The organism is Gynuella sp. (assembly GCF_050297175.1).
In the GTDB taxonomy this organism is placed as follows: Bacteria; Pseudomonadota; Gammaproteobacteria; order Pseudomonadales; family Natronospirillaceae; genus Gynuella.
This window is the reverse complement of the sequence record NZ_JBNKSF010000026.1, coordinates 1-12,443: the sequence shown is the minus strand read 5'-3', so window position 1 is coordinate 12,443 and position 12,443 is coordinate 1. Positions and strand designations below refer to the sequence as shown.

18 protein-coding genes are annotated in these 12,443 nt (G+C 41.3%); all 18 read left to right on the top strand.

Going from position 1 to position 12,443, the window contains the following annotated elements:
• The first annotated feature begins 581 nt into the window (after positions 1-581).
• The 18 genes from ACQY6I_RS09060 to ACQY6I_RS08975 all read left to right on the top strand — a co-directional run bounded on the left by ACQY6I_RS09060 (position 582) and on the right by ACQY6I_RS08975 (position 12,305).
• Entirely contained in the window at positions 582-1,415 is an 834-nt protein-coding gene (locus ACQY6I_RS09060) for a hypothetical protein (RefSeq protein WP_428241160.1), read from the top strand.
• 138 nt (positions 1,416-1,553) lie between these two features.
• Positions 1,554-2,006: a hypothetical protein gene (locus tag ACQY6I_RS09055; RefSeq protein ID WP_428241159.1), complete on the top strand. Its 453-nt coding sequence runs from the start codon at positions 1,554-1,556 to the stop codon at positions 2,004-2,006.
• 95 nt (positions 2,007-2,101) lie between these two features.
• Complete coding sequence (locus ACQY6I_RS09050) at positions 2,102-2,365, top strand: hypothetical protein (RefSeq protein ID WP_428241158.1); 264 nt, start codon at positions 2,102-2,104, stop codon at positions 2,363-2,365.
• A gap of 348 nt (positions 2,366-2,713) precedes the next feature.
• Positions 2,714-3,301, top strand: coding sequence for a GNAT family N-acetyltransferase (locus ACQY6I_RS09045; RefSeq protein ID WP_428241157.1), 588 nt, complete (start codon positions 2,714-2,716; stop codon positions 3,299-3,301).
• A 27-nt stretch (positions 3,302-3,328) separates the two neighbouring features.
• Positions 3,329-3,739, top strand: coding sequence for a zinc-ribbon domain containing protein (locus ACQY6I_RS09040; RefSeq protein ID WP_428241156.1), 411 nt, complete (start codon positions 3,329-3,331; stop codon positions 3,737-3,739).
• Between the two features lie 519 nt (positions 3,740-4,258).
• Positions 4,259-4,612: a hypothetical protein gene (locus ACQY6I_RS09035; RefSeq protein WP_428241155.1), complete on the top strand. Its 354-nt coding sequence runs from the start codon at positions 4,259-4,261 to the stop codon at positions 4,610-4,612.
• A 42-nt stretch (positions 4,613-4,654) separates the two neighbouring features.
• Positions 4,655-5,101: a hypothetical protein gene (locus ACQY6I_RS09030; RefSeq protein WP_428241154.1), complete on the top strand. Its 447-nt coding sequence runs from the start codon at positions 4,655-4,657 to the stop codon at positions 5,099-5,101.
• A 235-nt stretch (positions 5,102-5,336) separates the two neighbouring features.
• Positions 5,337-5,906 (top strand): hypothetical protein, encoded by a 570-nt coding sequence (locus tag ACQY6I_RS09025; protein WP_428241153.1) that lies wholly within the window; start codon positions 5,337-5,339, stop codon positions 5,904-5,906.
• 258 nt (positions 5,907-6,164) lie between these two features.
• Positions 6,165-6,530, top strand: coding sequence for a hypothetical protein (locus tag ACQY6I_RS09020; RefSeq protein ID WP_428241152.1), 366 nt, complete (start codon positions 6,165-6,167; stop codon positions 6,528-6,530).
• 88 nt (positions 6,531-6,618) lie between these two features.
• On the top strand, positions 6,619-6,855 hold the full coding sequence (locus ACQY6I_RS09015) for a DUF1059 domain-containing protein (protein ID WP_428241151.1): 237 nt from the start codon (positions 6,619-6,621) through the stop codon (positions 6,853-6,855).
• 161 nt (positions 6,856-7,016) lie between these two features.
• The gene (locus tag ACQY6I_RS09010) at positions 7,017-7,760 is read left to right on the top strand and encodes a MerR family transcriptional regulator (RefSeq protein WP_428241150.1); all 744 of its coding nucleotides are present in this window, start codon (positions 7,017-7,019) and stop codon (positions 7,758-7,760) included.
• A 53-nt stretch (positions 7,761-7,813) separates the two neighbouring features.
• Positions 7,814-8,161: a hypothetical protein gene (locus ACQY6I_RS09005; RefSeq protein WP_428241149.1), complete on the top strand. Its 348-nt coding sequence runs from the start codon at positions 7,814-7,816 to the stop codon at positions 8,159-8,161.
• A 325-nt stretch (positions 8,162-8,486) separates the two neighbouring features.
• A complete protein-coding gene (locus ACQY6I_RS09000; protein ID WP_428241148.1) occupies positions 8,487-8,855 on the top strand; it encodes a nuclear transport factor 2 family protein in 369 nt (122 codons plus the stop codon).
• A 134-nt stretch (positions 8,856-8,989) separates the two neighbouring features.
• Positions 8,990-9,397, top strand: coding sequence for a GNAT family N-acetyltransferase (locus tag ACQY6I_RS08995; protein ID WP_428241147.1), 408 nt, complete (start codon positions 8,990-8,992; stop codon positions 9,395-9,397).
• A 76-nt stretch (positions 9,398-9,473) separates the two neighbouring features.
• Positions 9,474-9,839: a GFA family protein gene (locus ACQY6I_RS08990; protein ID WP_428241146.1), complete on the top strand. Its 366-nt coding sequence runs from the start codon at positions 9,474-9,476 to the stop codon at positions 9,837-9,839.
• A gap of 78 nt (positions 9,840-9,917) precedes the next feature.
• Entirely contained in the window at positions 9,918-10,292 is a 375-nt protein-coding gene (locus ACQY6I_RS08985) for a hypothetical protein (protein WP_428241145.1), read from the top strand.
• 115 nt (positions 10,293-10,407) lie between these two features.
• On the top strand, positions 10,408-10,713 hold the full coding sequence (locus ACQY6I_RS08980; protein WP_428241144.1) for a hypothetical protein: 306 nt from the start codon (positions 10,408-10,410) through the stop codon (positions 10,711-10,713).
• Positions 10,714-11,051: 338 nt separating this feature from the next.
• Positions 11,052-12,305 (top strand): IS256 family transposase, encoded by a 1,254-nt coding sequence (locus tag ACQY6I_RS08975; RefSeq protein WP_428241143.1) that lies wholly within the window; start codon positions 11,052-11,054, stop codon positions 12,303-12,305.
• Positions 12,306-12,443: the final 138 nt, after the last annotated feature.

The following is a 12,443-nucleotide window of genomic DNA, read 5'->3' as shown; positions in this document are numbered from 1 at the left end:
AAACCAAACCGCTGGCGTGTTTTGTTTTCCGCAAAGAAAGGCGTTCAGGCTGTAGGAAAACCTCAGCGCATTTTTCTGACCGGGCTTTAGGTAAAACTTCGAAGAAAGTTAAGAGTGAAAGCTATGCAGAATTCGTGTAGAAGCACATTTGGAAGGTCGTATTTTGTTCAATTATAGAGGATATGAAAATCTCAGAGTTTTTCTACAGCCTCGTTATATGTTATGAACAAATTAAAGCAACCAATCACTGAACGGGTGACTTGAGGAAAGCGATTAGGCAACTAATCGCCGAACTTGAGACCTTCGAGAATCAAGATTTAGAGGTTAGGCTCTCACTTGACGATGGTGATACTCATCATTGCATTAGCCTTGTGAGTAAAGGTTTTGATGAGAGCAACGGAGTGTACTGTGTTCTATCAAACTCGGAGTCTTACCATGAAAATGAATGGCAGGATTTCGCGGATGAATCCGACGACAAAGTATAACAAACGCTAACACAAACAGGCACTCCGTGCCTTGGATGTACAACAAGTTACTCGCTATTTATACGAGCGTCAGGAAGAGATAAATTGGAGGCCTCAATGGTTAAAATTGAAGAAGAAGGGAATAACGTATCTATTGAAGGACCATACTCCGAGATTGATCTCAAGAACCTGGGCAGGTATAGCGAAATAGAGAAACTGTCACTCACTAAACTAAAAAATCTCACAGTGAAAATCGCGGAAGGTTTCTGTAGTCTGAAATCAGTTAAAGAACTGTTTCTCTGGAGTTCGGTTAATAGAACGGCAATGAGGCATGTGATCACTATACCGAACTTAAAAGTACTGGATATCCTTGAAATTCGTAATCCTGGAAAACTGGTGAATTTTTCTGAGGCCATCGAGTTACAAGAATTCCGTTGCAACCATTATATGAGCGAAGCCGATCTTTTAGAAATATCTAATCTTCCCAAAATACGTGAGATTGGTGCTCAAAACTCAGAAATAACTAAGAGAGCACTAGAAGCATTGCTCTATTTGCCATACCTAACAAACCTTGACCTTGAGGCAACAAAATTTACGGATAAGTTAGCAGCAATTATAGCAACCTCTCAGACAATAAAGCACCTTAGTGTTGGTGCCTCAAAATTGACTGCTAAAGGGCTACAGAGTATTTCTACGATGTCACAGCTTGAGTCACTCGATATATGGTCTATTGATATCAGCGAGGCGGATTTAGCTCCACTATCAAAGCTGCAAAATCTTAAACATCTATCGGTGGGTGGATACGAGGGGCAAACGCGCCTAACGTTTAAAGGGGTAATGCCGCATATATACGAGCTACCCTCACTAAGGAGTCTTTGGCTTGATGGTATTATATTAAGTGATACCGAGAGGTTAAATATGAATAATAAATATGAGTACTTTAGAAATTAAATATGTTGGTTGGATTTTCCTAACAAGACCAACCATTCTGACAGCTATTCTGCTCCTTGTTTTGTGGATTAACGCTACGATACTACAAAACAATCGACTGCAAAACCGTATCTGTTTGAGGCGTTAAGTGATCTCCCCATGACGAACAAAATACCTACAGAAGATGATTGGGCAGACTATGACAGGGAATTCGCTCTAGATTTAGACGTTAATTATGCTCGTGATCAATTCTTTGGAAAAAGTAATGCTGAGATGCTACCTCAGTATAAAGACCACGTTTTAATGCGCGCAGAAGATTTACATTGGATGCCGAAGAAGCCATTTCAATACTATGTGTTTGGGTTTCGGGATTTTGTCCGCAACGGTGATTTTGGGTTTTATGAAAGCTCGGACGCGGCAAGTGCGTTCCTTAGCTTAATATTACAGAAATTGAAGGAACAGCCTGACCACATCCTTCCCGTGATTTCAGAGCTAATGAAGGATGTGGAATATATAGCTGCTAATCAGGAGATGTATGCAGCAGACGCTGATATTTACGGAAATTACATGGATGTTTACAATGAAATACTCAGTCTTGCTAAACACACTTAACAAACCGCAACACTCGCCCCCGTTTGGTCACTGGGACGCACAAAACGCTGTACTTATTTGGCTACCTTTGGGCGGGGCGTTGTGCGGAATCAAATATGGATATCTGGTCAGCAATAGAAGAATTGATAAGTATCGTTGAGGTGGGCACAGGCTCCTCTGAAAAAGACGACTCACGCATTGTTTATCTTCTTGATTATCTAACACTGGAAATGTATGGCGTTAATCCAGATGACGGCTTTGATGGGGAAGATATTCCAGAGAATGATTATCCGGCAATTCGTAAAGCCGCAGAGGAAAGAAAAGGTAGTATTTTTGGCATTAGCATTAGTCTTGTGAGGGTGCACAACCCCACTAACTAATATACTGATCACTACTGTTTCCAAAGGGAAGATAAAATCTGCACAGAATCTGATGAATAAGATAATGGTGAATATTCAAGAGTTTATTGATTGATTCCCGTTATAACAAGTGTAGCCACCTAACAAAAATTACTACGCGCTTTTTTGTGTTTTTCCTGCACTCAATTTTACACAAAAAGCACTCCTCAATACGTGCAGGCGCTACAGGCATTTGGATTCTACAGGAAGGTAGTTTGGAATTTATACACGCCATAGAGTCATGTAATTTTTACCATACCATAACATCGGTATTGATGGGAGCCACGTTACAGCTGCCGGTTATTGGGCGTTAACATCGGTGAGGTAGGAATGTTGAATTACAATTTTGCATTTAAAGATTATCAGATAAAAATCATCCAACCTATGGATATAGACTCCTATTATAAATTTGGTTTCGTTGAAGTCTCAGAAGAAACCAGGTACTTTACAGGTACGACGGAGCAATTCACAAAGGGTCAGGCTGAGTCTTATATTCTAAAAATTACAGAGGACTCTACACAATATGATTTTTTGATTTCAAAAATTGACGAAATAATTGGTGAGGCTGTACTATCAGACATTGATGATAAAAACTGTCATTTTCGAATTGGCATATTTAATAAGAAAAATTTTTCAAATGGTATTGGATTTTCAACAATAAAAATCCTGTTAGATCTTGCATTTGGTGACCTTGGTCTGGAGTCAGTTGAATTGGAAGTATTTCCATTTAATGAAAGAGGAATTGCTTTGTACTCTAAGCTTGGCTTCAAACTGGCTGATAATATCATCGACGATGAGGCCAAAGATCCCTATAGAGCAATAAACATAATGCGATTAAACAAGAAAATTATGTTAGCGGTTAAGTTGGGAATGTTAACAATTCATTGCAACTGGACTCGAAAAAAAACTCGCCATTGAATAGAGGCATTAGCCTTAGGTAATTAGATGGATTTAGTAAAGCACCCAAGATTCCCAAATCCTAATCCTGGAGAAGAGGAAACTATCAAAGGGGATCCTTCGCAGCAAAATGCGACTGATGCAGTTTATGCCTACTTCGACTCGTATACTGATAAGTTATTAACTTGCCAAAAATGTGGCCGGAAGTTTTACTTCTTTGCGAAAGAGCAGAAATACTGGTACGAAGTCCTTGGGTTTTGGAATGATGCAAGGTGTATCCATTGTGTTGAATGTCGGACAAAAACACATAAAGTTAAAAAGCTGCAAAAAGAATACGAGTTATTGCAGAAACTAGATAACCCGTTACCCGATGAGGTGCGTAAATTTCGAATTACGGCTAAAACGCTTATTAAGATCGGTTGTATGAAGGACCGTTCTAAGGTGGGTAAACTAGGCTAACAAGCCTGTGAACCTCTGCCCAAACTCCTGCACATCGTGCAGGGGGCTTGGACTCATTTTCGGTGGCGCTCAAATTCGCCGGTTACAGAACGTTAGAATTGTTTCTTCGCTTTGTAAGCGAGCATTCTGTGGCACCAACAAATCCGTGATGGTACACAGGTAAAACCAGGTGGCATTCAACTTCAGTCGGTCGTTGAGTGCCTGGTAATCAGAAATTGGCTAAATCCGGTGGCATTTGTTATTTAAAGCTCAGCAGTTTCCCGGCCATGCCAATTCTAACAATACAAAGCTGCGGACCACGAGCGTGTCCGCAGTTTTAGGCGTTAACTGTAGGAAATCATGGAAGCAAGACTCGTAGTTCCTGGACTAAAAGCTGCCAACCGAGAATGGATGAAGCGTTTGATAACTTCTCTAGATTCATATTGGATTAGTATTGAGTATCCTTGGTGAACCAATGATGAAGGTGAAATTAATATAGAACCTGTAATCGATGCTATTGCGGAAGCTAATCCAGGTATTGTGATTGCTAAATCAATCGGTACGTTGTTTACGTCAATAGCATTGAATAGAGGACTAATCTCTCCGAAGTATATTGTCTTTTTAGGCATCCCTAAGAAAGCAATTTCTGAAGTAGAGTATGGAGAAATTCTCAAAGCAGTTGCGAATGAAAGCTCGTCTTTTTTGTTTATTCAACAAACTAACGATTTCCTAGGAAGCTTTGCTGATATTTGCGAAAACGTAAAAGCGATGAATCTTGATCTATTTGAAATAGATGGAAGTGATCATTTATACGATGATTTCAATATTATTTCTGAGAAAATAAAAAGCTGGGGTTCTGTCCCAGTTAAAAATCACAGGCAGTCGACGCGATAAAGACCGCGCAACTGCTGCAAGCGTTACCTTTACGGGGAAGTTATGAGAAATATTCTAGTTTCAATTCTAATTATTTTATTGGCGGGTTGCGGTGCCTTAGCTTTAAACCCTATAACAAATGAAGTAAGAAACGTTCAGTTAAAGCAAGATGGGAGCAAAAGCGTCACGCTATTTGACTCAATGGTTTGGTATGATCTTAATCAGTCAAACGGAATATTATTCCCCGCAGGGCAGTATATATTGGAAGCCGAAGATGACGATTATTATTATTTTAAAGCGCCAACTTCTCTTGAGTTTAGAACGTTTCAGGGACGGCAGACAACAGATTCCCGCGTGGAGGAAGGCGGGTTATTTCTAGGAAAAAGTACTTTAAGCTTAGTGCCAGCAGGAGCATATTTATCGACTACTGAGGGTAGCAAAATTCTTGTTTGGAAATTGGGTGGCGACTTCATGTCTATGCAAGGTAAAAAATGGGAGAAAAGTTATTAAAAGCTAACAAGTCAAAGCACGCGGACTTGGCAAAGCTGTCCACTTTTTGTTCCAAAAAAGCCGCTAACTTCACCAAGCCGGTGTTTGGCGTTAGCTCTATGGGAGAGTTCCCCTAAATATGTCAGAAAAAATACATCCCGCAGATGCATTGAAGTCTATTGATCAAGTGTTGGTTTCTGATCCGAGAAATGAAGGCACTCAACTAGCCGAATAGCATTCTAGAATTGCTGAAATTGTGCTTGTTGAAACAACACCTATAGAAGTTAAGCAGATTTTTGAAAACGCTAAGAATATTGCGCTATATACATATTTCGCATATCGGCTACACCAGCCAGCGGAGATTATAGGCTATATCGCATTAGAGAAAGCATTGAAACTGAAGTTTGAACTAGAGCAAGATAGTTTAGTTTTAGAAAAACAACCAAAGAGACTCGTGGACTATATAAACGTCGCTTTGGAACACGGCTGGATTAAGAGCGAAGGCTATAATTCGTCACACTTATTAGCTTCTTCGCGAGTTCAACAAAAGAAAATGGTTGATATAATCAAGTCTGGTGCGCTTGACCACCGAAAATCTATACCTATTCCAGAGGCAGAAGAGAATGAAATTATTGCCGAAATGCGTGAGATGGGTATTGCAGAGAAAGTTCTGCATGCTGGGCGTCATGTCAGGAATATTCTCGCTCATGGAGATGGAGGCCTCTCACCCTCTTCAATTGGTACACTGCAAAAGATAGCCGAAGAGATAAACCAACTATATTCCGGTTCTTCGTGCGGAACGAGAGGCCAAAATGCAAGAAGCTAACAAAAAGCTGCACCTAAAATTTTTCCTCGCGTTGTAAGTGAGCGTTCTGTGGCACCGACAAATCCGTGATGGTACACAGGTAAAATCAGGTGGCATTCAACTTCAGTCGGTCGTTGAGTGCTTGGTAATCAGAAATTGGCTAAGTCCGGTGGCATTTGTTATTTAACGCTCAGCAGTTTCCCGATCATGCCAATTCTAACAATACAAAGCTGCGGACCACGGGCGTGTCCGAAGTTTTAGGCGTTAAGCGAATAAATTATGGTATGGGAACCAATATCAGAAGCTAAACTTTGGGACGACATAAATGATGCGTTTGATCGCATGAGCCTCGAACAAAGGAAAATCTGGGAAGTCATAAAAATCCATCCAGAAAAATGGCAACAAAAGCTTTGGGGCAATGAGGGTAAAGGGTTCTGGGTAGTAGCCATAATAGGTAACAATGTAGTTTGGTTTAATGACATCGAAGATGGCTATAACCAATCAACATACACTAATTACGGCACCATCAACGAGTATTACTGCAACCAAGATGAACTCGAATGGGCAGTACAAAATGTTATCAACATGCTAAAGGACGGTTATGATTCTGCAGGGCGTGCAGGTGGACCACAACCAATCGCTTAACAAGGCCAATCATCGGGCACCGGACTCGCTTCGCTCACCGCTGTTGGCCGCGTTATGTGTATCAAACCTGAAAGGTAAAGAGTAAGAAATGAAGACAATGAATTGTAAGCAGTTAGGCGGAGCCTGTGAAAAAGAGTTTCATGCGAATACATTTGACGAAATGGCTGAGTTGAGCAAGCAGCATGGAATGGAAATGTATCAAAAACAGGATGCAGCACATTTGGAAGCAATGCAAAAAATTCAAGAGCTTATGAAGAACCCTGAAGAAATGAATAAATGGTTCGAGTCAAAACGAAGAGAATTTGAGTCCTTGCCAGAGAGTTAATGCCTTGATGAAGACCAATAATCATATAACAATTAGCTCCAGCGGACAGCAAAAAGCGGCGCTCGTTCCTCACTCTGCTGTTTACTGCCGCTGAGCACGGCGTTCTGTATTTGTTGAAAATAGCTCTTGCATCTTACGTTACGTAAGCATCTAAACTTTCCATGTCTATCATCAAACGAGGTAAAAGAATGGTTTGGAAAATTGGTGAAGTTATAGGTAGAACAGGTCTAACCGCAAGGGCTTTACATTTCTATGAAGAGCTGGGTCTTATTGGACCGATTCCCAGGAGTACTTCTGGACATCGACTATATGATCAATCAGATCTGTTAAGGTTGCAACAGATAAGAACGCTTCGACAATTAGGCGTTTCTTTGGCTGATATGCCACCATTGCTAAGTGACACGGGGCAACTGGTGCCTCAACTCAAGCAACAACTATCAAAACTCAACCAACAGCGCCAGACTATTCAAAGCATTGAAAGCAAGATCACTAAACTTGTTGATGTGCTCGAAACTCGATCAATACCTCAAGATGATTTAGACGAAATCCTATTTCAAACCTTGGAGAGTATGACAATGTATGACAAATATTTTAATCAAAGTGAAATCGATGCAATGCACAATCGTGAGCACGTCGCTGGAAGCGGCGAAAGTTTTGAGTCTGCGTGGAACGGTTGGGTAAGTAATATGCAATCAGCACATTCAAATGGAGCTGATCCAAAATCGAGAGAAGTGCAAGATCTAATGCATCACTGGAATGAAATGATAACTCAGCTTACTGAGAATGATGATGAAAAACTAAAGGCATTTAAAGATCTGCTTCACAATGAGCCTCAAGCTAGAAAAGATCATGGAATCAGTGATGAGTTGTTTGAGTTTATGGCTCAAGCGTCTGGTGGACACTAAGTTTAACGAGGATAAACGGAAATAAGTACACAACAATCGCGTAAACTGTACTTATGGAAAAGAAGCTGCATCCAAAATTCGAGGCCAAAATTGAACAAGAAAGTATTGTTGCTCATGGCACTTGGTTTTATCAAAATGAGGTTCCATACAAAGTCAAACTTGTAAAAACCAAATGGAACTACAATAGTTTTGATCTTCCGGTATTGGATGAGATTTTGGAGGTTCCCTTTTGTGACTATATTCGGTACCAAATTAGTGACGAAGGTGTTTTATACCAATGGGAATTTGAGGGACCAACAGGCAAAACAAGTACGGAGCCTTTTTCTACCTATTTTAGTGCCCGAGATCACCTAAATGCTTATGGTTACAAATATGAAATCGTTTGGTTGCCCACCAGTTAACAAAACAATCAACCGGACTCCGCTAAGCGTGATTCGCTTTGCTCACAATACCACGCCTAGCTTTGCTCGGTGATTGTGGCGTTAGAATTTTTTCTTCACTTTATAAGTGAACATTCTATGGCACCGACAAGTCCGCGACTGCACACAGGTAAAATCAGGGAGGCATTCAACGTCAGTCGTTGGGTGCCAGGTAATCAGGAATTGGCGAAGTCCAGTGGCAATTGTGATTTAAAGTTCAGCAGTTTCCCGGTCATGCCAATTCTAACAATACAAAACTGCGGACCACTGGCGTGTCCGCAGTTTTAGACGTTAAGAGGCATTGGAATTGTCACCTCAAAATACACTTAAAAAGTACGAGCGTGCATTGGCAAGTCAAAATTGGAAATTGGTTGAGCCGCTAATGCACAAGAATGTTTGTGTTACCTTTTCAAATGGAACTTTTAAAGGTTTGGATGAGGTTAGAGGCGTATTCGTAAGTAACTTTGGCTCAATTCAAGATGAGAAATATGAAATTTCCAATCTTCATTGGGCGCATATATCTAATACCGAGGCTGTTTGCTTATATGACTTTAACTGGCAAGGTGTTATTGAAGGCGAAATGTGTTCCGGCGGCGGTCGAGGCACTTCCGTTCTGATTCTTGAAGATGGTCAGTGGAAAATTATAACTGAACATTTGGGGCCATTCGCCTCTTAACAATCACAGGCAGTCGACGCGAAAAGCCCTCTCAGCTGCTGCAAGCGTTAGTAGTAGAGAATGAGAATCGAACAAGTCTCATCTGAAAAGGATTGGTCTCAAGCGTCAAGAATACTTCTCGATGAGGTGAGTGCTTGGACCGAACAAACAAGTCACTTTGGACTGAAGAGCAAGTCTCAGTTAATGGTTTGAAGAACTCTTATAAGCTGAGCGAACTATTTTTTATTTATGAATCTGGTTTGGCTGGCGTTGTGTTTTTACAGAATTCAGACCCATTCTTTTGGCCGGAAGTAACAGAGTCAGATAGCCTTTTCATACATAAATTGGCAGTTTTACCGGCTAGGTCTGGAGAGCAACTTGGAAAAGAAGCTCTTAATACGATTACAGATTATACAAAGGAAAGAGGTTTCAAATGGGTTCGTTTAGATTGTGACGATAGACCGGAGCTCCATAATTTTTATAAAAGATCAGGTTTTGCTTTGGTTGATATAAAGCAAATGGGAAAATTTAGGGTGTCGCGCTATCAACTACTAACAAAGTGAAGCACCCGTCCGGACAAAAACACACTGGCGTTCAATTTTTGCCGGTACTCAACGACGTTAGGTGATACGAAAAGCCATGCCGAAAAAAACTAAAAAGGAAACTTACAGAGGCAGTTGTCATTGCCACACAGTTCAATTTGAAGTCGATACAGATTTTCTTGAGCTTACAACTTGCGATTGCTCCATCTGCCGTAAGAAAAACGCTCTTATGGTTAAGGTGCATGAAACAGAAATGAGAATACTAAGTGGAGAGGAGTCACTGACCACATATCAATTTCATACTTGCACTGCAAAACATTACTTTTGTAGAGTTTGTGGGATCTATCCTTTTCATAGGAAAAGGGTTACACCTGACTATTTTGGGGTAAATGTTTTCTGCCTGGACGGATTTGATCCAACTGGAATACCTGTGCGCGCCACCGTAGGCGCAGGAATGAAGTAATTACAAAAGTCACCTAACAAACGCATGCAACCGGACGCAGCAAAGCTGCGCGGCTGATGCGAGGCGTTAGCACTCAATATGAATCGAACACTACTTGTTATTATTACTTTGTTTCTTATCTCATGTGACTCAGGTGTTGAGTGGAGAGATAGTCCGTATGAAGTAATATGGATAGATACAGCTGATAATCGAACGCTCAATCACGAAATACGTGAAAATGCATCAATTGGCAGGGTCGAGGCAGAAGTCATAGCGGTCGAAAGTAACGAAAAATACGTAGTGGCTAAGCAAAAACCAATTGGTGGAGGCTCTATCTCATATTTTTACATAGATAGAGCTAAAGATGACAAATATCTAAATTGGAATGAAATCACTCAGGGCCCATTTACTGAAGTTAGGTTTCTTGAGTTAAAAGCCGAGCTGGGTCTTCCCGATTTTAGTAAGGAGTTCTAATGGAAAGTGCTAGCAAACAGCTCAAACCGACCTCCATTGCGCTGCTCGTTTTGTGCTTTTTCGCTACGCTCGAGCAAAACAATCAACTCCGTTCCAGCGGGCTTAGCTGGGTGTTATGAACACTAGGAAAAGCGATGCTTCAATGGGAAAAACAGATTTCCTGGAATGTTTAGAGGTGATTCCAGAAAGGATAGAAGATGGCGGAGGCTTGTTTCATGTTTTTACAGTTGAGAAGAAAGGGATTGAATTAGAGCTGACTGTTTTCCCTTTCGAAGAAGATATTCGTTTCAGGTTATTTCGATCTGGAGATAACCACGCGATTTTTGAGTACCAAATTATGAACTGCAAGGTAGCTAAGTTTAAAAAAGACAAGCAGGGAAATGAATATCTAGTTTTCAAGAATCAAAAGAGCTACGAGTAAATGTATCAGTCAATCCAGATATATAAATGTGACATCATCTATATCTATACCACTTCGATCGCGCCGTTTAGCGCAGCGTTAGATAAATTAAGGGCAAAGAAATGGGGTTCTAGATAAAATTTAATTGGGTATTACAGATAGACACTTCGCACAAACTTGTGCCTGGTTGTTGTTATGATTTCTCAAAAGTCGGGAACCGGGTTTTTCCAATAGATACCCCTATAGACTTAATTGATGCAAAGAGAGATATGATCATTTCTGGTGTATGACAAAAAAAGATGGCAGCGTATCCTGTTGATTGATCCGGCAAGATCAACAACCAGCAGGAGTACACCACCATGAGCAATAGTAATGTCGTATCACTTCAGAAACCAGCCTTGTCTGATCCGCTTCAGGATATTTTGAAGGAAGGAGCAAGGCAATTATTAGAACAAGCCGTTCGTGCAGAGTTAGCCGAATTGCTTGAACAACACAGCTCTTTAAAAACTGAGGATGGCAAATCCGCCGTTGTGCGTAATGGTTATTTGCCTGAACGCACCATTCAGACCGGCTTGGGTGATATTTCGGTGAGAGTGCCCAAAGTGCGAGATCGATCCGGACAAGGCATTAAATTTCACAGCCAGTTGATTCCGCCTTATTTAAAGAAGACTAAAGCGATTGAAGAATTTCTACCTTGGTTGTATCTGCGAGGCATCTCGACCGGATATTTCTCAGAAGCACTGAGTCATCTATTGGGGCCAGATGCACCTGGACTTTCTGCGGCAACGATCAGCCGTCTCAAGAAAGACTGGATCTATGATTTTCAACAATGGCAGAAACGAGACCTATCGAAGAAGCACTACGTCTACGTTTGGGCAGACGGTGTTTACACGCATGTTCGACAGGACAGCAAGCTCTGTCTGTTGGTGATGATTGGCTCGACAGAAGACGGTAAAAAAGAGCTCATTGGGCTCATGGACGGTTATCGGGAGTCGATAGACAGCTGGGCAGAATGGATGTTAGGGCTACAAGGACAAGGCTTAAAACAACCACCGAAGCTGGTCATTGGCGATGGTGCAATGGGCTTGTGGGGTGCCGTGAATGAACAGTGGCCGCAAGCCAAACATCAACGATGCTGGGTGCACAAAATGGCGAATGTGCTGAACCAATTGCCGAAATCGATGCAGCCCAAAGTCAAAGTCGATTTACAGAATATTTGGATGGCCGAAAGTAAAAATGCAGCGAACAAAGCATTCGATCTTTGTCTGAAAAAATACCAGGCCAAGTATCCGAAAGCGATGGACACCTTGGAAAAAGACCGAGGCTCTATGTTGGCTTTTTATGATTTTCCAGCGGAGCACTGGGGTCACATACGTACAACCAACCCGATTGAATCGGTTTTTGCGACAGTCCGTCATCGCGGTAAACGAACGAAGAATTGCGGCAGTCGAGAAACGACGTTGAGCATGACCTTTAAGCTGATTGAGACGGCACAAAAGCGTTGGCGAAAGCTCAGGGGCTATCGATTATTAGCCGACGTTATCCAAGGAGTAAAATTCAAAGATGGCGAACGCATAGAAAAGAATACGGAACAATCACAGAGCGTTGCTTAATTTGTATTAGTTTCGACTTGATCTGACACTTTTTCTTGAAAATAGAAAGGGTTACCGGTTTGATTATGGGTGTCGAATCCAATCAAACGCTAAAAGGTAACCCTTATGCTTCATAGTACCAACCCAATCATTAAACAC